Annotated in this window: 18 protein-coding genes; 7 read left to right on the top strand and 11 right to left on the bottom strand. The window is 55.1% G+C overall.

Annotated features, from left to right (window positions below; genetic code table 11):
* The first annotated feature begins 398 nt into the window (after positions 1 to 398).
* Entirely contained in the window at positions 399 to 1,961 is a 1,563-nt protein-coding gene (gene guaA / locus AC0AP0_RS01525; RefSeq protein ID WP_490429076.1) for a glutamine-hydrolyzing GMP synthase, read from the top strand.
* 496 nt (positions 1,962 to 2,457) lie between these two features.
* Here the strand turns inward: guaA and AC0AP0_RS01520 are convergent, their stop codons facing one another.
* The 4 genes from AC0AP0_RS01520 to AC0AP0_RS01505 all read right to left on the bottom strand — a co-directional run bounded on the left by AC0AP0_RS01520 (position 2,458) and on the right by AC0AP0_RS01505 (position 8,636).
* Positions 2,458 to 5,841 (bottom strand): DEAD/DEAH box helicase, encoded by a 3,384-nt coding sequence (locus AC0AP0_RS01520; protein WP_490429074.1) that lies wholly within the window; start codon positions 5,839 to 5,841, stop codon positions 2,458 to 2,460.
* A gap of 2 nt (positions 5,842 to 5,843) precedes the next feature.
* Complete coding sequence (locus AC0AP0_RS01515) at positions 5,844 to 7,979, bottom strand: Eco57I restriction-modification methylase domain-containing protein (protein ID WP_490429072.1); 2,136 nt, start codon at positions 7,977 to 7,979, stop codon at positions 5,844 to 5,846.
* Positions 7,980 to 7,982: 3 nt separating this feature from the next.
* A complete protein-coding gene (locus AC0AP0_RS01510; protein ID WP_490429070.1) occupies positions 7,983 to 8,195 on the bottom strand; it encodes a hypothetical protein in 213 nt (70 codons plus the stop codon).
* A gap of 96 nt (positions 8,196 to 8,291) precedes the next feature.
* A complete protein-coding gene (locus AC0AP0_RS01505; RefSeq protein WP_490429068.1) occupies positions 8,292 to 8,636 on the bottom strand; it encodes a hypothetical protein in 345 nt (114 codons plus the stop codon).
* Between the two features lie 607 nt (positions 8,637 to 9,243).
* Between AC0AP0_RS01505 and AC0AP0_RS01500 the strand changes: the two genes are divergently transcribed.
* The gene (locus tag AC0AP0_RS01500; protein WP_490429066.1) at positions 9,244 to 9,414 is read left to right on the top strand and encodes a hypothetical protein; all 171 of its coding nucleotides are present in this window, start codon (positions 9,244 to 9,246) and stop codon (positions 9,412 to 9,414) included.
* A 528-nt stretch (positions 9,415 to 9,942) separates the two neighbouring features.
* Here AC0AP0_RS01500 and AC0AP0_RS01495 read toward each other — a convergent pair.
* The 5 genes from AC0AP0_RS01495 to AC0AP0_RS01475 all read right to left on the bottom strand — a co-directional run bounded on the left by AC0AP0_RS01495 (position 9,943) and on the right by AC0AP0_RS01475 (position 14,916).
* Positions 9,943 to 10,299, bottom strand: a complete 357-nt coding sequence (locus AC0AP0_RS01495; protein WP_121913083.1) for a PH domain-containing protein — start codon at positions 10,297 to 10,299, stop codon at positions 9,943 to 9,945.
* A 3-nt stretch (positions 10,300 to 10,302) separates the two neighbouring features.
* Positions 10,303 to 10,782 carry a helix-turn-helix domain-containing protein gene (locus AC0AP0_RS01490; protein WP_490429078.1) on the bottom strand — a complete coding sequence of 160 codons (480 nt, stop codon included), beginning with the start codon at positions 10,780 to 10,782 and terminating at the stop codon, positions 10,303 to 10,305.
* An 865-nt stretch (positions 10,783 to 11,647) separates the two neighbouring features.
* Positions 11,648 to 11,842, bottom strand: a complete 195-nt coding sequence (locus tag AC0AP0_RS01485) for a hypothetical protein (RefSeq protein WP_490429064.1) — start codon at positions 11,840 to 11,842, stop codon at positions 11,648 to 11,650.
* A 493-nt stretch (positions 11,843 to 12,335) separates the two neighbouring features.
* Entirely contained in the window at positions 12,336 to 12,632 is a 297-nt protein-coding gene (locus AC0AP0_RS01480) for a hypothetical protein (RefSeq protein ID WP_046322996.1), read from the bottom strand.
* A 1,288-nt stretch (positions 12,633 to 13,920) separates the two neighbouring features.
* Positions 13,921 to 14,916 carry a glycosylasparaginase gene (locus AC0AP0_RS01475; protein WP_490429062.1) on the bottom strand — a complete coding sequence of 332 codons (996 nt, stop codon included), beginning with the start codon at positions 14,914 to 14,916 and terminating at the stop codon, positions 13,921 to 13,923.
* 852 nt (positions 14,917 to 15,768) lie between these two features.
* On the opposite strand from AC0AP0_RS01475, the gene AC0AP0_RS01470 reads away from it, so the two are divergent.
* The gene (locus AC0AP0_RS01470) at positions 15,769 to 16,797 is read left to right on the top strand and encodes an alpha-L-fucosidase (RefSeq protein ID WP_490429060.1); all 1,029 of its coding nucleotides are present in this window, start codon (positions 15,769 to 15,771) and stop codon (positions 16,795 to 16,797) included.
* Positions 16,798 to 17,043: 246 nt separating this feature from the next.
* Here AC0AP0_RS01470 and AC0AP0_RS01465 read toward each other — a convergent pair whose 3' ends face one another.
* Positions 17,044 to 17,868 (bottom strand): oxidoreductase, encoded by an 825-nt coding sequence (locus AC0AP0_RS01465; RefSeq protein WP_490429058.1) that lies wholly within the window; start codon positions 17,866 to 17,868, stop codon positions 17,044 to 17,046.
* Positions 17,869 to 18,582: 714 nt separating this feature from the next.
* On the opposite strand from AC0AP0_RS01465, the gene AC0AP0_RS01460 reads away from it, so the two are divergent.
* Positions 18,583 to 19,752, top strand: coding sequence for an aminotransferase class I/II-fold pyridoxal phosphate-dependent enzyme (locus tag AC0AP0_RS01460; RefSeq protein ID WP_490429056.1), 1,170 nt, complete (start codon positions 18,583 to 18,585; stop codon positions 19,750 to 19,752).
* 57 nt (positions 19,753 to 19,809) lie between these two features.
* A complete protein-coding gene (locus tag AC0AP0_RS01455; protein ID WP_490429054.1) occupies positions 19,810 to 20,802 on the top strand; it encodes a D-2-hydroxyacid dehydrogenase in 993 nt (330 codons plus the stop codon).
* Between the two features lie 39 nt (positions 20,803 to 20,841).
* Here AC0AP0_RS01455 and AC0AP0_RS01450 read toward each other — a convergent pair whose 3' ends face one another.
* Positions 20,842 to 21,432: a xanthine phosphoribosyltransferase gene (locus AC0AP0_RS01450; protein ID WP_490429052.1), complete on the bottom strand. Its 591-nt coding sequence runs from the start codon at positions 21,430 to 21,432 to the stop codon at positions 20,842 to 20,844.
* Positions 21,433 to 21,680: 248 nt separating this feature from the next.
* Here AC0AP0_RS01450 and AC0AP0_RS01445 point away from each other — a divergent pair, with 248 nt between their 5' ends.
* Positions 21,681 to 21,974 (top strand): hypothetical protein, encoded by a 294-nt coding sequence (locus tag AC0AP0_RS01445; RefSeq protein ID WP_045924523.1) that lies wholly within the window; start codon positions 21,681 to 21,683, stop codon positions 21,972 to 21,974.
* 192 nt (positions 21,975 to 22,166) lie between these two features.
* Positions 22,167 to 22,852: ATP-dependent helicase (locus AC0AP0_RS01440; protein WP_490429050.1), on the top strand; the 686-nt coding region annotated here is incomplete at its 3' end.

Here is a 22,852-nt window from a genome sequence, read left to right as displayed (position 1 = left end):
GTCTCCTCGGCGATTGGGGTCTCCAGCTTCGCCCAAGGGGTGCCGATAACAGGATTCGTCATGTGTACTCCTGCACTTTAGTGCGATTGTTTATTTACTTCGGTTACGGGCTTGTGCAGTGTCATTTCAGGCATCTGCCGGGTCCGTACCCAATGCCTACATGGTACGTGAACGAGCAGACTTTTCTGAACGTTTTCTTGCAGTGTGTGTTCGCTCTTGTGAGAAAATGCGATGGAATTGTCTGCTTGCAGGCATGTATTTCCTCTGGGGGTGCGACCAGGCCGCAATGACGGTAGCATTGTCGAAAACTGCAACCATACTGGACTTGTCCGCAGGCGTTGATTCGTCACTTCCGGACATTCATGGCAGATACAGCATAAATATATATAAGGAGTCTTATGGCACAGGGTCCCGTCCTGGTGGTCGATTTCGGTGCGCAGTACGCCCAGCTGATCGCTCGTCGAGTCAGGGAGGCGGGGGTCTACTCCGAGCTGGTGCCTCATTCGATGAGTCTGGATCAGATGCTGGCCAAGGATCCCAAGGCGGTCATCCTTTCCGGCGGCCCGGCCTCCGTCTACGTGGACGGGGCGCCAACTATCGACAAGAGGATTTTCGAGGCGGGGGTGCCTGTGCTGGGCATCTGCTACGGCTTCCAGGTCATGGCTCATGAGCTGGGTGGCGAGGTGGACAAGGCGGCCCTGGGGGAGTACGGCAAGACCGAGGCCTTCATCGACAGCGCCAAGGGAATACTGCAGGATTCGCCCGGGCAGCAGGATGTATGGATGAGCCATGGCGTCGCCGTCAATCGAGCGCCCGATGGCTTTGAGGTTTTGGCGCATACCGAGGGTGCCCCGGTGGCGGCCATGCAGGATCCATCCCGGGGGCTGTACGGGGTCCAGTGGCATCCCGAGGTGACCAACACCCCTCTGGGGCAGGACCTGATCGACCGCTTCCTGCACCAGTGCGCCGGACTGCCGTCGGACTGGAACGCTTCGGGAATCATCGAAGAGCAGGTGGAGAAAATCCGTCGTACGGTGGGTGATGACCAGGTCATCTGCGGCCTGTCGGGCGGCGTTGATTCAGCCGTGGCGGCCGCCCTGGTCCATAGGGCCGTCGGCGACCAGTTGACCTGTGTCTTTGTGGATCATGGGCTCTTGCGCAAGGGGGAGGCCGAGCAGGTCAAGCATGATTTCGTGGCGGCCACTGGCATTAAGCTGATTGCCGTGGATGCTTCGCAGGACTTCCTGAGCGCGCTCAAGGGCGTTTCCGAGCCTGAGCGCAAGCGCAAGATCATTGGAGAGAAGTTCATCCGCACCTTTGAAAAGGCTCAGCGGCAGGTGATTGAGGAGGCCGGCAAGACCGGCAAGGAAGTCAAGTTCCTGGTGCAGGGCACACTCTACCCTGACGTGGTCGAGTCTGGCGGTGGAGACGGAGCGGCCAATATCAAGTCCCACCACAATGTGGGTGGTCTGCCCAAGGACGTCAAGTTCCAGCTGATCGAGCCCCTGCGCACCCTCTTCAAAGACGAGGTCCGGGCCATCGGCACCGAACTGGGCCTGCCTGACCAGATCGTCTGGCGTCAGCCTTTCCCGGGCCCCGGTCTGGGCATCCGCATCATCGGCGAGATCACCCGCGAACGTTTGGAGACCCTGCGCGAAGCCGATGCCATCGCCCGCGAAGAGTTGTCCAAGGCTGGGCTGGATCGGCAGATCTGGCAGTGCCCGGTGGTGCTGCTGGCCAATGTGCATTCAGTAGGTGTGCAGGGCGACGAGCGTACCTATGGTTCTCCGATCGTGCTGCGTCCGGTCTCTTCCGAGGACGCCATGACCGCTGACTGGACGCGTCTGCCCTATGATGTGCTGGCCACTATTTCCACACGCATAACCAACGAGTGCCCGGGCATCAATCGTGTGGTCCTGGACTGCACCTCCAAGCCTCCGGCAACCATCGAGTGGGAGTAGACTGACAGGGCTTTGACCTGCACTTTTGAGTGCCGCACAGTGCCGTTGAGTAAACTCTATTAATCAAGCCTCCGTTCCTGTGTGGGTACGAAGGCTTTTCCATCGCCTTTACCCCCCCCCCCTCATCTGCGATTTCATTCAATATTCCACGTCCCTCAAGACAGCAAAGCACTGGGCGGTATTCGGAGGAATTGGGGTAAAGATTTATCCCGAGTGGGTAGAAGCGCGGTTTTTGTCTCCGAGGCGAAACAGGGTCGTTTCTGGGCCTGTGAAACTCAAATCGAACTCAATGAGCTTTTCAGAGGTCTCCATATGGTGTTTTTCCAGGCGATTAATGTGGTCAATGGGGAGTGAAGAATCTCACTGTCTTAAGAAAAGCGGGGGTAGCCAGGGGAAATGCCGCGAAGTGCCGCCACATGCCGATGTGTAAGCCCCGCTGCACGCGCTGCCTCCTCACGCCCGTCCTGAAGGCTGTCGACTATGTCCGTCACGCGCTTTACGCCTCGCTCAGCTTGGGCCCGAAGACGCGTGCAACGTAGGCGTCCAGCGTGCCCTCCTTGGCAAGCTCCGCGGAGTCCACGAGCTCGAAGTTCGAGTCGCATCCCTGGCCGACCTCGTCGTGGAAGCCCAGGATGAAGTGTGTGGCGATCTCGTAGATGATCTTGGTGGGCGCGATACCGAACACCTGGCGCTCCAGGATATGGTCCAGTCGCTCGCGGTCATCCGGGAAAGCGGCCTTCATGCCGTTGCTTCGATACAGCCGCTTGATGATCTCAGCGATGTACAGGCCAGACTTCATGTATAGGTCGGCGAAGGTGTGGCTCGGGTCGTCGAAACAGCCCGGGTTCTCCTTCTCGAAAAGGTCCACCATCTCGACCACGACGTTGCGCGGCGTGAAGATCTGGTTGGTCTTCTGGGGCGGCACGTAGTCGAAGATGTCCTCCGTCTGGGACTCGTCGAAATAGTTGGCCAGGCGCTCGCGCAGCTTGATGAACTCGCTCACGGAGTCGTTGAACACTACCTCGTCGAAGAGGTGTCCGACGAAATGCTTTGCCTCGCCGGTCTCGGTGTCGATGTAGTCGCCGCCGTCGCGAAGGAAGCGGAACTCGTCGACGGTGATGCTCGTGACGTCGAGGAAAACGTCGGCGGGAATCACGGTGTCGAAGTTCGCGAGCGTCGTGCCCTCCTCACCGTACGCCATCAGGAACGACGGGATAGTGCGCGAGAAGCCGCGCAGGTGCGCGCGCACCTTGTCTTCGATGCCCTGCTTCTCATCCTCCTTCTTTGCCGTCTCCACCTCGCGCACCACGGTCTCGCCGGCACTCTGCACGAGCTCCTCGCGGGAGTCCTCGAGCTTCTGTGCGAGTGCCTGAAATGCCTCAGCCTTCTGCTCGTCATGCTGCTGGTTCACCTCGGTGCGCTCGGTTGCGTTGGTTGCAGTCTTGAGTTCGTCCTTGCGCGAATGCTCGATGCGGCGCGCCTGGATCTGGTAGTCACCGACCTGGCGGTTGAGCTGGATGTCAGCGTCCGCCTGGACCTTGCGTTCGATCTGTTGCTGCTGGCGCGGCTTAAGCTCGCTGCCGTAGCTCTCTTTGGTTGCCTGCACCAAAGGCGCGGTCACGCTCTGCTTAAAAGCTTCCTTGAGGCTGTCGAGCATCGCCCTGTCGTCGTCATCGGCCTCATAAGCCTTCGCGATTTCGTCCACTTGGCTCGAGAATTCGACGGTGACATCGCCATAGACCTTCGGCCCGAAGATGTCCGCTGCCTTGCCAACGACCTGCTCGTCGGGAATCTTCACCTCGCCCTCATCGTTGATCGAGAGCTCTTCAGCCGTGCCCTCATCGATCTCGACTTTGTTCTTCTCGGCGTTCTGCGCCTTGCCCTGCTCGTAGGGATCGAAGCGCTGGATGATTTCAACGACCTCTGCCGGCGCGCGGAAGACGCTCGCGATGTTCTGAAACAGGAAGTTGCTCATGAAGCCGCGCTTGACCACCTCGCGGGCGTGGATGCGCCTTGGTACGCTGAGCACCTGCTCGGCGTCGAGCGCGACCATCTGCCCCTCATCGTCCTCGCCGTAGACGGGGAAAAAATTCAGCAGCTGGCGGATGTGGCATTCGCGCGTCTCCACATCGCCGCCGCCGCGCGCGGTCTCTCCGTAAAGGTCGTTGGCGAACCGATCGAAGATGGTGAGCGTGCGTGCCGGGTCGAAATCGAAGACGTAGGCGTTCTCCTTACGTGCGTAGTTGCCGCCGCCCAGGTCGAAGAGGCATGGATTCTGGCTGCGGAAGGCCGCCTGCATGTACAGCGCGGGGCTCGCCATGTTCGAGAGCATGAGCACAGCAGTCCACTCTGGCACGGTCACGCCCGTGGTGAGCTGGCCCACCGAGAGCGTGATGGTTTTGTCGTGGTCCTTGATTGCGCGGCGTACCTTGTCGAGCGACTTCTCGTTCTCGTCGTCGGCGTCAATCTTGCCGTCGCCGGCGGCGAGCACCACCTCGTAGTCCCCGAAGATAGGGTGCGCCTGCAGCTTCTTGGCAAGGGCGCGCGCGGAGTCGACGCGGTTGAGCATCCAGAACGTGTGGCGTAGCTCGTCGCGCAGCTCAGGCGTCGAGAACGGGAACTTCTCCTGCGTGGTGAGCGCGTCGAGAAACTTGTCCACGTCGGCATCGTGCACAAAGCCACCGTTCTGCTTGGTCGAGAAGAACTCGTTGAGATCGAAGGCGAACTCGGTCTGCTCGCCGTCGATCTTCATGCCGCCGCGGGCCTCCTGCTCAACGATGTCGCTCATCTGGTAGGTGAGCAGGTTGAGCTTGGGGAGGTTGGCGTAGGGGTTCGGCTGCTCGGAGTCGGCGGGCCAGTCACGCTTGGCTTGCTGCTCATTGGCGTAGGTCCAGTTGTAGATGGCGTCGTTGGCAAACTTCTCGTTGGCGATCGCCTTGAAGGGCGTACCGGAGAGGTGCAGTGTGAAGCGGCGCTTGATGTGGTCGAATACCACGTCGGTCTTGAAAGTGTCCACGCCCTCGTGCGCCTCGTCGATGATGAGCACGTCCCAGGTGAGGTCTGCCACCTCGTTGAGCTTCTGATATACGCCTCCGAAGCGGATGGAGCCCTTGAGGTCCTGAAGGCTCACGAACTCGATGAACCCCTTGGGGCCCTCAGGTTCGTTGCGGATAGCGCGCAGATACTCCTCGCGGCTGAGGCAGTAGGGCTTGCCGGACAAGGCGTCCACGCTGCTGATGAAGCGGTAGCCGCGCTCCAGGCCCACGAACTTCACGTAGTCGTCGTACCAGGAGTTGGCGATAGCGGGACGGTTGGTGACGATGAGCACCTTCTGCGCGCCGATGCTTTGACACAGGTCGTAGGCGGTGAGGGTCTTGCCGAAGCGCGGCTTTGCGTTCCACAAGAACTCGCCGCCGTGCTCGCCACCCTCATCCCAATGGGCGAGGGCGAAGGCACCCGTCTGCTCCACGGCGCGCTGCTGCTCGGCGCGCAAGGTGTAGGAGGCGGCGCCGGGTGCGTCCAGTACGCCGTCTGTGTCGCGGAATCGGTAAAACTGCTGGTGGGACTCCTCGCCGCTGATCTTGAACCATTCCTTTTTAGGTTCGCGTTTGACGCCCTGCTTCTCCAAATAGGCATGAAAGTCGGTGTCGTGGAACGTGCCCGCGCGGTGCTCCCACGTGGCGTTGCCACTCCACTCCAGGTGCCACCGCACGTCGGCGGTGTGCGTCTGCTGCTTGATGCGCTCGCGCACGTCCTGCTCGGTGTAGCCGATTTTGGTCCATCCGTTGTGGCGAGTGATTTCGGGCGTGGTGTAGGCGTAGATTTGCGGCACTGCGGGTGCTGTGGTCTCGATTATCTGGGAGATGTCGATGCCCGCCATAGTTAGCTCATCTCCTTCACGTGCGACTCGATGAACTCGATTTCCTCATCATCAAGGCCGTACTTCGCATAGAGTTGACGATCGATGTCTGCCACGGGCTGCGTCCAGTCGATATCGGAGGCAGGAGTGAAGTCTTGGAGAGGGATGCAGCGCCATACCGGCTTATTGCCATTTTGAGTGACTTTAAGTACCCCCAGCAGAGCTCTAAGGAATTTAGTATACAGGTATTTCTTGGCAGCGCAAGCCTGAGTTTTGGTTTGGAACTGACCGATACTTAGAAAAGTCTCGGTATGAGCCTCTCCAGGCATGGCAACAATGGGTGGTGTAATGGCTTCACCAAAAATTCCAGCACCATCAGCCTGATTAATAAACAGTTTGTAGCTATCGAGGTTAGCTACGCGATTTATGTACTTCCTTCTCACGTATCTGGCCGTGCGCTTGTTTTCAGAGCGCCCAATCACGCGTATGTAGTCGTCTCCGTCTTGTGGCATCTCAGAATAAAAGATTTCAGGTAAGCGATCAAAGATATTGGAGGACATATCGAAGTTGTGGCCTTGGCTAAGTCGCCCAATGTTCTTTCCGGAGGCGTCTTCTCGATAACGAGCGAACGGGTAATCATGATGCACTGCATCGGTCAGCCGATATTCTGTCCTTGAGTTGACAATGTTTGAAAACGGCTCAAATTCGGTTGCTTTGCCTACTTTCTTGAGAATCGCATTTAGCTCTTCAAACTTTGTAAATATGCCAATTGGGCCAATGACCTGCGTGTCGTCGTGATAAGTGATCGCAATACCGCCTTTGAGAGGTGACGCAAGACTTGGGAAAAATAGGTTGCTGTCTTCTTCGAACTGCAAGACCTTAAAGTGTTTATCATTGAGCATTTTTTTGTTCCAGGCGCGTGGTGTGCTGCCGGCATCAAACAAGAAACGGGCTGGATGAATAAGCTCAACCCTTGTCCCTACTTCATTAGCAGCGTCCATAAAGTAGTTGTAGATGGGAGGCGCATAATTCTTCTTCGATCCTTCCGCGTCATTCGACTCTTGCTGTTCCTGGTATGGAGGGTTTCCGATTACTGCATAGAACTTCTTTCCCATAACTGCTGCCTTGCCTTTCAATCTGGCGAACTCAAAGGGCTCGCCGTTCTGCCAGTCGTATATCACACACAGGGGAACCGATTCATTCGGTTCTTCTTCTTTAGTCCCTTCGGTTGCTTCGTTGAATGAGTCGAAAAGCGACGGTTGTATCGGTTCAGGCTCGGGCTCCTCGGACGTTCCCAGGGTCGACTCCACCTCGGCGCCCATCTTGTTGGCGGGCACGGCATCGGTGAAACCGTTCATCTGCCAGAAGTTCCAGGAAACGATCCACGCTGCCTTCTCGAGCTCGTCCTGCTCAGCATCGGACCCCCAACGGTCGCGGAGATGCTCGACGAACGTCTCGAGCACATTAATGCGTGCGATGAGCAGGTTGTCGCCCTGGTACTCGAAGCCGTATGTTGCTTTTAATGCATCGAGCGCTCGGCGCACCCATTCCTTGCGGGTCTTGGTTTTCTCGGTCACGACACGCAGTTTTCGGTCTAGGAAGCCCACGCGCTCGGGCACGGGCAACTCGCCACCTGTCACAGTGTCGTAACGTGAGCACACGAACGGTGCCTCGCCACACGTGATCTCGAGTCGTGGCGCCTCCACGTAGGCATGCCAACCGTGCCCCCTTGACTTGGGAAATTTAATCGGCTCATTGGTGGCCGCCCATATCTTGACGCCGTCTTCTGCAACAGCCTCTGTGTTGAAGACATCGCGTCGACCGAACCATTCCTCGTCCATGTCGTTGTTCATCTGGTTACACAGCCATGATGGAGTGAACACCTCGGCGCGGCTCTTGGTGCGCTGGGATTGTCTCTCTTGCTCCTTGGCGATACGCGGCTTGACGACGGCGGAATTCATGCCCGTGATATTCTCGACGGTAATCTCGTCGTCGCCCATATAGCCGTCGCCCAAGGCCTCGTATTCGTTGTCGGCCCATATGATGTTACGTCCCGTCGTGTGGTCGCACAGTAATGTCTCAAGAATGAAAGTCGGGTATTGGTTGTTGAAGGACTCTATGAAGCCTTCGACAGACATGTCACGGACTGGCTCGGTCACGGGCTACTGTCCCTTCTTCGCGAGCTCTTCGAGCATGCACGTGCGCGCGAATGCCGAGAAGCTCATGTCCTGGAGGGCCGCCACTTCCTTGGCTGTGTCACGCAAGGTGTCGGGGATGCGTAGGGTCGCGGGCATCTGGTCGCCGTCCACCAGGAAGATTCTGATCTCAGTTTCGTCGGGGTTGCTCTTGATGAGTTCTTTGTAGCCGTCCGACATTTGCGCCCCCATCGCTCGGAATGCACTATAAATGTGTTTTCAACATTATAATGCAGCCGTGCGGAGCGGCATTAGGAATAGAGGGATAGCCGATGTCTAGGCTCTATGCAGGGCGGGCGGCGGAGGGAGCTCCTGATTGGATTCAGAGTAGTGTCCACCCGAGCCGCGTTCCTCGGTTTTCGCGGGGTTTGATGTTGCCCGCTGCTCGGCGTAAAGAATTTCGTTCTGGGCCTCCAGGATGCCCACGGTGTTCTTGATACGCTCGACACACCTCTCGCTTATCGACATCAGGGCCAGGATTCCCTCGGCTTCGAGCGAGTCAGGTTGATCGGCCTGCGCCATGGACTCGAGCAGCTGATCTAGGCCCCTCGCCAGCCTTCCAGCATCTGCCACTGCGTCAGGCAGCTCACGACGCTCCATCTTCTCTTCATAGTCCAACATCGGCTCGCCCCCTTCTCTCAACGGACGTGTGGCGCTGCACCGCGCGAGCCACACCGCACGGCACCTTGTGCCTTTTTGTCTGTGCGATGATTGAACCGCCAGATAGCGTGTGGCGCACCCGGCGTGAGCGGGGTCGGGTCGAGCTGGTCGGGCCTTCACGAAACGGTTATGAGCCGCATACCTTAGTTAGCAGCTAAGTCCCTGAAAAGTAAAAGGTGCCCATACGGGCGCCTGCCTAGTTGCCAGAATTGTTCGGTTTTGGTCGGAATACTCGTCTTTCGCGGTACTGTCGTCCGGGGTTCGGCACCTGTCGTTCACTTCTTCTGTCGTGCTTGCTGTTGTGTTCTGCGCGCGACCTTCCATGGGCCTGTCGGCCCATTACCCCAGGTGCACCCAGGGAATGGTGCCCATTGGCTGGGGCATGGACATTGCGGGAGGGCCGTCTGGGCAAGCTGGTGCGGATGAGCGGGCATCAACTGCTCGATAGGACCGTTCTGGCAAACGAGGTGAACGGCGAGAGATTCTACCTGCTGCAGGACAAATCGGCATTCAAGCAGCATGATGAGACGCATCTTTTCAAAGTCGGGTTCGAAGGGACGGACTTGTCGTGGATCTCGACGAAGCCCTCGAGCTGCTTTCGAAAGAGACCTCAAAGATTGACGAGTACAGCGACAAGTATTCGCCCGACTGGACGAAGCGGGTTTCCGGCAAGCAAAGAGGAGACTCTTTTATGAAATGGGCCGGAATCGGGTTTTTCGTGAAGTTGGCCTGTATCTGAACCTCGATGCTCGTCCATTCGATGTTTCAAATTGGCTTCTGTTCTAACTGGTTTCTCTGATTCGAGAGCCGATGAGTGGGCTGGCTTTCGTCCAAAACGCCAACTCAAGGGCAACCCACTAGAGACTACTCACCTCGCCCATAGAAGACGATGACCTGCGACCTGTGTTTTTGCGAACCGCTCGCAAGCTGTCCGCGCTGATTCACTTGCGGTCGCAGCCGGTGGCATGGTCACAAAAGAGCGGTTGAGTCTCAAAACGGGCGTTTTCAGCGCTATCGAGCCATGAAAGACCGTCTGCGAGCCTTCTAGCAAAAAACGAAAACTAAACGCTCTTATTTTCAAAAAGTTTTGAAACTAATCCAGGTTTTGTCCCCGAGTCAGTGAAGTGCGATGTCGCGTCACTAGGCAGCACGCGCTTCAGATAGCGCGGGAAACTGGGTGTAACTAGAATGTCGGTCCATTGGGCTGTCTTCTAAACATTCGAACATCGATAGTCGATAGAAAAACTCAGTTGCTGCAAATCTTCGTTTATTGCTTAGTGATGGCCGCGTTGATCCGGTTGACCAGCTCGCGGGGTTGCTCCACCCCGAGCACCAGTCGGTCATAGCGCTCGCCTTTGAGTTGAATGACGATGGGACTTTCCGGTCTGGTGACATTCCAGAATGTCTTCTCTCCATGCTCAATGTAGGTGCCGGCCCATTTACCGGGAACATGAAGGCCGGGCGAACGTAGCCCCTTGGCATCATCAAGAATGCCCGGATCCTCACTCGCGCCGAGAACATGCTCAAGCGGCACCACCATTTTCCCCTTGAACGACCATATCTTATCCAAGCCTTGCGGTTCAATCTCCAGTGTTTGTCCGACAATTGCCACTTTGTTTTTCATGACTTATCTTCTTTCATCATCAGACTGCAACCGAATATGTGCACGCTGCAGCAGCGTCTCACCAAGGAGCGTGGCGACATCAACGGTCACAGCATTGGTATCGTCAGATCCCGATCTGGACAGCTTCACAAGGTAATCCCTGACCAGCCCACGAACCTCCAAATCATGATCTGACAGCTCCATGAGTGCCACCAATATCAGATTGAACACTTTTGAATCGCTCGACTCCGAATCCGTTGCATCATGTAGCGCAGCTACGAACATGCCACGCTTGCTGCCGAACGCACCGTAGAGACTACCTCGGAGCAGACCCGTGGCCTTGACGAGAGCATCGATTGACGTGCCCTCATAGCCATGCTCCAAGAAAACCTCGCGGGCACGGGCAAGCACCTCATCATCATCGAAGCTTCTCTTGCGACCCATGCTCGCCAAGATAGCATTATTTGACCAAACAGTCAAGAATGATAAACGGTTTTTGTCCATCACTATCGTTCCTTCTTTTTGAAAGCTGTAGATGCTAGGAATAGTGATTTGCTGGCTAAACTGCCGGCAATGAACGCAAGAATTAAGACCATGAGGATGGCCTCCATCCGAGCATAAAATTGCGTTAGGAGGAGTAATAACCAGCGTAATAGCTATGTAAGTCAACTGGAACCACTTGCCATGAAGGACTGTCCATGATCTTTTTTTTGATTGAATGTATAAGGAATACAAGTATCAGCTGGGTAGCCACGTGAATTGTTAAACTTGTATACGCAGTTTTTGAAAAACGGTTACAACCAGAAAGTTCTCGGTATAAATACCACCCCTTCAATGCCGCTAACGATAATATCGCCAATCCAGATATCTATAAATGAAGGCGGAACTCGTTCCGCGTCTCTTCTTGGTTTCATTCGGCCCTCCTTTAATGACAAGAAAAGTTGGCAACCATTAACTTTTCCGGTGTCAGTGGTCATCAGAATTGCAAATACTCAGAACATAAATCAGCTGAAGTGCTCCCGTGCTACTCTGTCAATTCCAATTATTTCCAACAGGACTCTGACGACATTTCCTCCAATCAGAGCTGCAGCATAACCGGATTGCAGTACCCATTTGTACTGGGAATTCCGTTCTAGACTTTGCGTAGTGTACTGATTCCGCTGACGATTTCAGAGACCTGGACGCCGTATTGGGTAACGATCAGTCTTATCTAAAATGAACCCTCCCAAATTAAACCTTGGTCGGATCTGGTTATTTGAAGGTCAGTTATAAGAGAATGTTGCGCTAGTTAAGAAGTTACCCAGTTTTCAGCGAAATGTGGAATTGTCCCGGGGTCAGCATTTTTAATCTCTGTTAAAAGCTGATCCAGTCAATCGGTCAATTGATCAAGTTCTGCAGTGCTGAGTGATGAACTATCTTCTCCTGTTTGAACCTGTTCGATCCTTGGCTTTTGCGCTGTTGAAGTGAGTTCGAAGGCGCCAGCTGTTCCAGTAACATCAACATCAGCGCCGCTGAGACGCTTGCGTCCACTAGGGTCAGTAGCTTGTGTATTCTTTGACCGCATATCAATCTCCTTTGGTTGACATGTATACCAAACGACTTAGCCGTACATTAGCTATAGAAAACGAAAAGCCAGCATAATTGCTGATGAGATAAATACTGCGGGTAAGCACGCGATTACTCGAAGTCTTCTATAGCGCAATTGGAGAGCTCTTCACCGGCTCCGATTATTGCGATGGGCAAAGTTTTAACGAAGTAGTCCAAGACACGTCTGACCGAGATTTTCAGCAATCCACGCAGGTATTGCGGGAAGCACCATCAGCTATCATCAAGACCAGAGTATGGCCACACTGGTCTTACATCCGGTAAAAAGGGGAAGTCGATTCATCGACACATAGCAGCTGAGAAAGTGGCAAGCATTATTTTGCTGGGGGATAAGGTGTAGCTAAACAAAGCAGTCCCAATCATGGTGAGCCCGATGTGTAGTAAATTAGATGACTCCGAGGCATACCCATATGTCCAGTATGTCCTGTTCGCTTGAATGGGACGGGTGGGACTCACGGAATATTGCGATCGGTGTCCAGCAGACTCTTGATGCCTGTTCCATTTGCATTGCGTTCGATTCGGGAAGTTCTCGCTGTCACTTGGGCAAGGTACACGGCTGATTTCAGACTTAGACTCGGCTCTGCGCGCCTGAGTTCACGGATAAACACGACTTGATCCTTGCTAGGATCTATTTCCTCAGAAGTGGCGATGCTTTGAGCCCATTTCACTGCCGCAGCCATCGGGTCTTTGCAGTCAGCAAATATCATCGTGACTTCGATCCTCGGATTGTTGTCATTGGTCAAGCTCATGGCTTTTCCTCTCAAAGTACCTGGTGCTCATTTTCTGGCCGCTGAAGTGATGACCACTTCTAGTATACAGTCGCGAGAGTCGTCGTCACAGGAGCCGCCGAAACCCCAATGCAGAACTGACCTCACTCAACTGTGGGGGCGGTAAAGAATGAGACAATTGACGGTGTCGGCGAGAGCACCGGAGCGGTATCAAAATCCTTAAGCGTGAGTTCCGCAGGGGAGGCATAGGCCTAAGACTCTCGGCGTTCAATGAAGTGGTTGATATATTCGGTTCCTTCCGATTAATGCCAACGTTCTTGTTTTACTAATTTGTTTGCTCATGTTGATTCAGGGGTCAGCAACCGTTAGCGATATTAGAAACAATGGATCCCGTGATATTCGACACAGCTACGCCACAAGCTACGGAGGGCTTCCCGATAAGAGACAGAATCGCTGGCGTAGCTGACGTAGATTTTGGAGCATCTATTTCAGAAAGTGCTGGGAGGTCATATGGGGTAGCATACGTCAGGTACCCTGAGATGAGTGATTTCGTAGTCATCTGCATGTAAGCAAACATACCTGTAGATTGGGTCGTAATGCAGGCTTACATTTATGGATACGCAAACGAGGCGGCCCATTGCTATCTGCAATAAAACGGAGAGAATTATCAGATAAAAATTCAAATTCAAATGCTCAGTACAACAGCGTCGCCTGCGACTTAATTTCATAACAATTATATAACAACAACATGCTGTCTAAACAGACCTCTGATTTCCATATGCGAGCATAAACGGGCTGGTCGATTGCATCGAAGGCGAATCCAGGTTCGTCGGGGAGACACCGACAGAGGTCATGCCGCCGTGCAGTACACATTCTCAGTGGTGTGGTCTCTTTGCCTTTCCTTAAAAGGCAAAATATTAAGAATTTTGATCCACATAAATTTAAACTTACAATCCTCATTATTTAATCTACGCTTGTACCCGACTAATCCCCTTTTCGATTTCCTTCCTTACCTACCTGACAATCTGCGGTAAATAGATTGACGTATAAAAAATTGTTTCACTTATTGTTTGATTGGTAATGTCCCCATTGAGAAACATGATTGTACCTCTAGAGGTGCATCTATTTGACTGTCCCTCTGAATTGTTTGCCGGGCGCTTGCCCAAGGGGCAAGGGTCCGGCAGTGAGCACCTAGTTAAGTTGGGATACAGTTAAGGGGTTTTAAGGAGTACAGCAGGCCTTGATTGAGGGCGTTCTGTATTCTGACAATTATTTTGGTGTAGCTTATCTTGCTTATTTTTTGTAACGTTCATTTGATCGGTGCCTTGAGCGAGCGTTTATATTCCTGCAGCCATTCCTTAGTCACTGGTTCGATTCGTGTTCCGCCCTTGCCGTCCGGATTGGCCATGAGTATGCGAATCTCCTCGCCTTTCCGGGCTGTACAGAAGGTGAACTCCACGTTGGTTGCCACCCCCCATTCCCCTCTTGTGCTGAGAGCAATCAGGGAGATCTCGCCGGCCTTGCCGTAGCGGTTCCTCAGGAGGTCGTCAAATTCGTAGACTGCAGAATCGCAGGCCTTTTGAGGGGTCAATCCGCTGCCCATCAGAGCGACGATCCGATAAGAGAGACATCCCTTCATGATGTCTTCTCCCAGCCCGGTGGCGGCCGCCCCTCCGATGGAGCTGTCCACATAGAAGCCCGAGCCGGGCAGGGGTGAATCGCCTACTCTGCCCGGTTCCTTCATGAAAAGCCCCGATGTTGATGTGCCAGCAGCCATCGATCCCTGCATATCCAAGGAGATGGCCCCGACCGTATCGTGCCCTCGATAGGGGCTGACAGACTCCGGTGTTGTGGTCTTGGCAGCCTCCAGCTCCCAACGTCTTCTGGCTCTGTCCGTCAGCATATTGCGCATTTCGAATCCGCTGACCTGGGCGTAGCGAGTCGCTCCCTGTCCAACCAGAAAGCTGCTGGTATGGCGTCGACTCAGTTGCCTTGCCACGGATATGGGGTGGAGTACATGCTGGATGCCGGCCACTGCGCCCAAGGCCATGCTGTTCCCGTCCATGAAAGCAGCATCCATCTCCATCTCGCCTTCCCGGTTCGGCAAGGCGCCATAACCGACGGAGGTGTAATCCGGGTTGGCCTCAACTTCTTGAATCAGCGTCTCGACAGCGTCGCCCGCCTGGCCGCCCTCTTCAAGACCGGAACTGGACTTGACCATACCCTCATAGGCCATCCGCCAGGTAGCGATGGATGCCCAGGTGGACTGATCTTGGCTGGCTTGCTGCGGGGATGAATCACTCATTTCCTTGTTTCTTTCTGTCGGTATGGTTGTTTGGCCCTTCCTGACCGAAACACGAATGCAGTTAGTATGCCGGTCCTCAGCCGATCGTCGAACGATCAAGCTGATGGACCGTGCTCTTGAGGGCAGACTGTCAGTAGCGGGCTTGCCTTGCTCGCATGCAGACAGCAATGATGTCCTCTATCCTATTCTCGTCTATTAATGACAATTACTAAAGATACTTCTTGTTTTGTAGAATGTCATGTTTGTGCTCTTAATCGTTTGTCAGGTATCAGTTATGCATACATGCCATTAGGTCGCTTTAGAGAACGGATACTAATAATATGCTTGGTAATCGCCTTATGGCAGATCTTGATAATTCATAGTGGCACGATGTCTTTGGCTTGTATGATTCCGAATTGGGTATATACTGTTAACAAAATAGTACCTATCGCAGTATTCATGACCAAGACGGTTCATGGAATCTGGTTGTCTTGCAGTATATGAGTGAAGCAATCGCTCTCCATCACGAATGGGGGATGTGCTGACAGTTCCGAGGAAGGGACCTTCATGGAGTCAAAAGAGGTACAGTGAACAGCAGTCCACCGATTTTGATGCTAGGCACCTTATCTACGTCATTTGAAGGCTTTGCAGCCAATACCACCGGGATCCTCGGCTCCCTGGTTGCTCGTTACTTCTTTCCGGGTTTCGGTCAGGGTACTTGGCAAGAAAGACCCAGGTTTCATGATCATGTGTGCAGGAGTCCGCTATGTGCGTATGGCTCTTTATGATACTTTCGTTGTCAAGAAGGGCAAGCTGACCATCTGAGGTCCGGTTCAAACAATTCGTGTTAATCAGCAGAAACAGAGGTAAGTAATGAGCAATACCGTGGAATGGTTCAAGCAAGCCAAGTATGGAATGATGATTCACTGGGGTCTCTATTCGCTCCTGGGAGGGGAGTACCAGGGAAAGTCGTCAAGCAACTACGCGGAGTGGATCCAATCTAAGCTCCAGATTCCCAACAAGGAGTATGAACGCCTGACCCAGGCCTTCAATCCCATCTACTTCGATGCCGATGCCATAGTCGATCTTGCAAAGCGTTGCGGCATGCAGTATCTGGTCGTCACAGCAAAGCATCACGACGGCTTCGCCATGTACCGATCCCTGGTAGATGCTTACAACGTCTATGACGCGACACCATTTCACCGGGATGTAATTGGTGAGTTGTCTCTGGCCTGCCGCAAGGCTGGCCTGCGATTTGGCCTTTACTATTCTCAAGATTTGGATTGGCATGAACCGGATGGCGGCGGATACCTCTCAAATGACATCGAGACGGCGGGCACCACCTGGGACAACAGCTGGGACTTTGTGGGGGAGAAGAACTACGACCGTGCGTTCAAGCATAAGATCATGCCGCAGATTGAAGAGATCATGAGCAACTATGGGGAAATATCGGTCGCCTGGTTCGACATGCCCATGACTCTCAGTGACGAGCAGAGCCAGACCATCTACGATACGGTCAAGCGCCTACAGCCCGACTGCCTGATTAATTCCAGACTTGGCAACGGTCGCTACGACTATGTCTCTTTGGGAGACAACGAGATCCCTGAGGATTCGGATGCCAGCGCCAAAGCCTCCTCGGAGGAAGATGTCGATTACAATTCCGTCGAAGGATTCAAACCCTCAAAGCTCGGCCTTTATGAGACCGCCGGAACCATCAACGATTCCTGGGGATTCTCCTACCATGACCAGAACTGGAAGAGCCCGCAGACCATTCACGATTACAAGGCCCATTTGAACAAGTACGGCATCAACTACCTGCTCAATGTGGGTTTGGATGGACTGGGACGAGTTCCCATGGCGGCAGAGCAGGCGCTCCTAGGAGCTCAAGCTCTGGAGGCTTGAGGAGTCGGAATTCTGCCAATTGGCGAGGGACTCTGTGGTAAGGATGCTGATCCTGTCCTACGGAATCCCTTGCTGTCTGCCTGCTTCATTTTGCATGGCTTTGCGGCTTTCAAAAGCGAGCTTTTTGTATTCAGCAGCAGTGAATCTAAGAAGCTGTGGACCGGTTCATCTGAATGAACATGCCCTCAATGCCTTTATTCCTTTGAAACTTGACGGTGGGGTATCGTTTGATACCTTTTTTATTGTCTACAAGTCCTTAGCATGGACCATCAGATAGTCCCATGCACGGGTGGGGAGCAGAGCATGAAGGGCGACCAGAGGCTTGGCGCCGAAGCCCAGAAGGTAGCGTGGACGGGGATGGCGTACTGTCGAGGCACGTACGATGGTCTTGGCGATGGTTGATGGTTGGGTCAAATGCCTGCTGGAGTACAGTTTGCGCAACCCGGCGGCAGCTTGGGATCCTGACTTTTGATAGGCATTCTTGCGTGTGACTGTCTGGAGATGTTCGGCGGCTATCGCACCCCAGTTGGTGGCGATGGCCCCCGGCTCGATCAGGACCACGTCGATGCCGAAGGGACGAATTTCCATGCGCAAAGCATCACTGAAGGCTTCAAGAGCGTATTTGGTGGCATGGTACCAGGCACCCATATAGGTGACCATCCGGCCAGCCATGGATGATGTGTTCACGATCCGGCCGCGTCTGGCTTGGCGCATGGCGGGCAGTACCAGCTGGGTTAAGCGGGCAAGGCCGAAGAGGTTGACCTCGAATTGTCGTCGGACCTCTTCGATGGAGACCTGTTCGACCGGACCATAGGAGCCATATCCGGCGTTGTTGACCAGCAGGTCGACGCGTTTTTCCTTCTGCAGAATTCGTGCGACAGCCTTCTCAATGGATGCAGAATCAGTCAGGTCCATCCGCACAGCCGTCACCCCCTTGTCTCCAAGCGGCTCCAGCCGTTGAACGCGTCGTCCTGCTGCATACACTCGGTATCCATGCTCTGCGAGCATTCGAGCGGTTTCATACCCAATGCCGCTGGTGGCCCCTGTGACCAGTGCAACTCGAATGGTCATTTCCTCACCTCTTTTGGCCGGCACAACCAAGAATTCTGTCTCTTGCCTGTCTTTGAGGCAAAGTATATGACAGAGATCTCAATGCAGGGGCCCAACAGCTGGATAAGGCGAATCTCGCGTCCGAGTTTGGAGTGCGACACAACTCTGACAAGACCTTTACCCGAATTCGTTCTTGCCGAGCATAGCTTACAAACCGTAGTGAAGAGATAGGACTCAGGATACAAACGACCAATGCTTCGATATGGGATGAGCTTGCATGGGAAGGGCTATCTGAATGTGTTGATTACGGATTCGCAGGCTGCGGTTCGCGAGAGACTCCCAAGGGAACCTTAAGATAAATCTCTGAAATTTCGAGATTAGTCCGGTCTGTTTTGTCATAGGCACGTTTAATTTGGATGCTTGTCGCGTCCGCAAAATGCAAGCGTCTGGTCAAATAATGGTCGCGTTTATAAGATTGCTGAAACTTCGCTGTACGCTTACTTTACTGCTGATTGTAGATTCCGTAGGAGGTTTCAGCATGCAGGGCACACGATTTACCTATTGGTGGCACGGATTCGATCTGTGACGCCGCGTGCCTTGTAGGAACGGTTGCACGGATCGGAACCCACCGACCCTGCAGTCGTCGACAGCATTTCCCGTGCATCGTCACCGCATAGTCGGTAGGACAGCACCAGCGACAATGGTTGTAGTAACCGCATGGGAAAGGACAAGCCAATGACATTGGCGGATCATATGAATGCCAGGGTCAAAGCTCTGGCACCGAGCGACATTCTCGAGTTTAACAAGGAGATTGCCGGAATAGACGGCATTGTGAAATTGACCTTGGGGGAGCCTGACTTCTTCACCCCTGAGCATGTCAAGCAGGCGGGTATCCAGGCCATCCAAGACAATCACAGTCATTACACCGAGAGCCGCGGTATGCCCAGTCTGCGTAAGGCAGCTGCCGACTATCTTCAGGCCAAGTACGGGCTGGACTACGACCCTGACAGCCAGATGGTGATTACGGCCGGTGCCACCGGGGGCATCTTCTCGGGCCTTACCGCCATGATCAACCCGGGTGATACGGTCATTCTGCCCACACCCATCTTCCCGCTCTATATTCCCATCGCCCAGCTGAGCGGCGCCAAGACCGTCTTCATAGATACTTCCGAGGACGGCTTCATTCTCAAGCCGGACAAACTGGAGGCCGCCGTCGAAAACAGCGAGGGTCCGGTCAAAGCCCTGGTGCTCAACTATCCCACCAACCCCACCGGCGTGACCTATGCCCGCGAGGATCTGGAGGCTCTGGCCCAGGTGGCGCGCAAGCACGGCTTCTTCGTGCTCAGCGATGAGATCTACGCCGAGCTGACCTACCAGGGTACTCACGTGTCCATGGGCACTATCCTGCCCGAGCAGACAGTCGTTCTTGGCGGGGTTTCCAAGTCCCATGCCATGACTGGATGGCGTGTCGGCATCGCAGCTGGCCCCGCCGACGTCATTGACCAGCTCGGCAAGGTCAACGAGTTCACCATCACTTCGGTAACCACCAATGCCCAGTATGCAGCCAAGGAGGCGTTGACCAAGGGCATGAATGACACGGATCCGATGCGCGAGGCTTATCGCAAGCGGCGGGACTATCTGGTCAAGGCCCTGCCCGAGGTCGGTCTGGATGTCATCGATCCCAAGGGCGCCTTCTATATCTTCGCCCGGCTACCGGAGGGCATGCGCGACAGCTGGAGCTTCGTCTACGACCTGGCTCGAAAAGCCAAGGTGGCGGTAATCCCCGGTGCAAGCTTCGGACCCGGGGGTGAGGGCTACGTCCGCATCTCCTACGCGGCCTCCATGGAGGATCTGCATACCGCCGTGGAGCGGATTGACAGCTACATGCGTAAAAATTGCAGCTGATATCTCTGACGATTCAAATTACAACCATCAACGAAGACAGTTACCAAGGACTTGAAAATGACTAGCATTCTTATGTATTCAGTACGTCCCGACGAGCAGGAGGCCATTCAGGCCTGGGCGCAAGCCAATGACATTCAAGTGGATACCACTGACCACGATCTGGGGATGAACACTGTTGACATGATCAAGGGATACGACGGAATCGTCATCCAGCAGCACGCGGCCCTGCCCGAGCCTGAGCTCTACCAGCGGCTCAAGGAGTATGGTCTCAAGCAACTGACCCTGCGAATCACCGGGTATGACATCGTCAACCTGCAGGCCGCTCGGGAGAACGGGTTGGTCGTTACCAACGTACCTGCCTACTCGCCCCGGTCGGTCTCCGAACTGGTTCTGGCCCAGGTCATGCGTCTGGTTCGGCATCTGGGGGAGGCCAGCGCTCGCGAGGCCAAGGATGACTATACCTGGGATGGACTTCAGGCCCATGAGATCCACAACCTGACCGTGGGGATCATCGGAGCAGGCAAGATCGGGTCGGCCGTGGCCAGAATCTTCAGGGCCCTGGGCTCCACGGTTATCGCCAACGATCCGGTTCACCGCCCCGAGCTGGCAGACACACTTGATTACGTGGATTTGCCCACCCTTTTGAAACGGGCCAACATCGTCACCGTTCATACGCCGCTGGACGAGACTACCCATCATCTGATCAACGCGCAGGCCCTGGAAGCCATGAAGTCCTCGGCCTTCCTGATCAACGCCGCCCGAGGCCCCATTGTGGATACCCCGGCCCTGATTAAGGCCCTGCAGACCAAGTCCATCGCGGGTGCCGCCATCGATACCATCGAGGGGGAGGCCGGCATCTTCGAAAAGGACCTGAGCGGGACCAAGGTCGATAACCAGGCCCTTGAGACCCTCAAGGCAATGCCCAATGTGGAGGTCTCGCCCCACATCGGCTTCTACACCGATGCCGCCGTGAACGCCATGGTCAACATCTCCCTGAACGACGTGAAGACCATTCTGGAGGGCGGCACCAGCGAGCATCAGGTGGACTGAAGATATTGTCTATGCGACCCGGACTGGGAACCAACCGACTCAGGCAGGATTCTGTGCAAAGGTAATGGTGCCCTGGTCCGGGTCCATGCTTTCCACGATGGCCAGGGACTTGAGGTTGTAGCCCTCTTTGCGCAGGGTGCGGCCGCCCTCCTGGAAGCCCTTCTCCACGGCGATGCCGATGCCCTCGATGACGACCTTGGCATCGTGGCAGATGTCGATCAGACCGTGCAGGGCGTTGCCCTTGGCCAGGAAGTCGTCAAGGATCAGCACATGCTCGCCCTCCTTGAGGAAGCGCTTGGCGACGATGACGGGGTACTCACGCTGCTTGGTGAAGGAGTAGATGCGGGCCGTGTACTGATCGCCGTCAAGGTTGATGGACTGGGTCTTCTTGGCGAAGACCACCGGCACGTCCCCGAAGTGGCGGGCAGCCAGGCAGGCGATGCCGATGCCGGATGCCTCGATGGTCAGAATCTTGTCGATTTGGTGACCGGCAAACAAGCGGGCCCACTCAGCTCCCATGTGGTCGAAGAGCCGTACGTCGCACTGATGGTTGAGGAAGGCGTCCACCTTGAGTACATTGCCAGGCTTGACCGTGCCCTGGCGGCGGATTCGCTCCTCAAGTTCCTGCATGTCATCGTTCCTTGTCGTCATGAAAGCGGGGCCCCTATGGCCCCGACGGATAGACACCAAGATAACCCGGTTCTGGGACTGTGGTCCGGCTGTCCGGATCCGCCGGGTTTCACCTTCAGCGGATTGGAGTGTCTTCCTGGCGTGTCAGTCCGTCAATCCGCGGATTCAAGGCCCTGACTGTTACAGTGAAAATTGACCGCAATGGTCACGCATCGTCGCGGTGCGTTCAAGGACCTAAGGAGGACCATATGGGGATTCTGGATGATGCAAAGGATGCCATGAAGTCTGCCGGCGAGAAGATTTCCGATGTCGCTGGCGATGTTAAGGACACGGTTATGGACAAGGCATCCGATGCCAAGGACGCCGTTGCCGATAAGATGGGCGACGCCAAGGACGCTGCCCAGGACAAGATGGGTGACGCCAAGGACGCCGCCTCCGACAAGATGGACCAGGCCAAGGCCGATGCCAAGGTCGGCAAGGCCAAGGCTGAGCAGGGCGCCACCGAGGCTGTCAACAACGCCAAGGACCAAGTGCGCAACTGACTGGGTCATCTCGGCTTCCCCGACTAAACCCCGTCCGCTTTCCCTATCCGAAGCGGGCGGGGTCTTTTATGTCTGCTGGCTAACCCGTGAGCCAAGGTCGATGACACCGCTTTGTGGTAGAAATAGTTGGTTGCCGGGTGTGCGCCATCCGGCCTGTGACGGTGACCGAGACCAGATGGCAAGAGGTGGCTTGTGAACGAGGAACCGGACTTGATCCAGCGCAGTGCCAAGGAGCTGCTCAAGGGGCTCAACGATCGGCAGGCCGAGGCGGTTCAATACCAGGGGCCGGCCCTGCTGATCGGTGCAGGTGCAGGCTCGGGCAAGACCAGGGTGCTGACCCGCAGAATCGCCTGGATCCTCAGTCAGTTTGGTGCCTGGCCCAGTCAGATTCTGGCCATCACCTTCACCAACAAGGCGGCCTCCGAGATGCGCGAACGTCTGCGTAGGTTGATTGGGCCTGTGGCCGACCGCATGTGGGTGTCTACCTTCCATTCAGCCTGCGTGCGTATTCTGAGGCGAGATGGCAAGGAGATCGGCTTACGGTCGGGCTTCACCATCTATGACACAGCCGATTCCGAGCGCCTGATCAAGCTGATCGGCAAGGATCTCAACATTGATCTGAAGCGCTACACCCCAAGAAACATTCTGAGCCACATATCCGACTACAAGAACAACCTGCAGGATTGGCGCACGCAGCTGCATGAGTACGCCCCCGACTACCGTCCCGGGCAGCGCGGCCAGCAGATCACCGCCCGCTTCGGCAACGAGGAGGAGCTCTACTCCGTGGTCTACGCCGAGTATGAGCACCGGCTGGCTCAGGCCAACGCCGTCGACTTCGACGATCTGATCGTACGCACGGTCCAGTTGCTCCAGCAGTC

The organism is Bifidobacterium sp. POST2/T3 (B1) (assembly GCF_058197115.1).
This window is presented reverse-complemented; position numbering and strand designations above follow the sequence as displayed.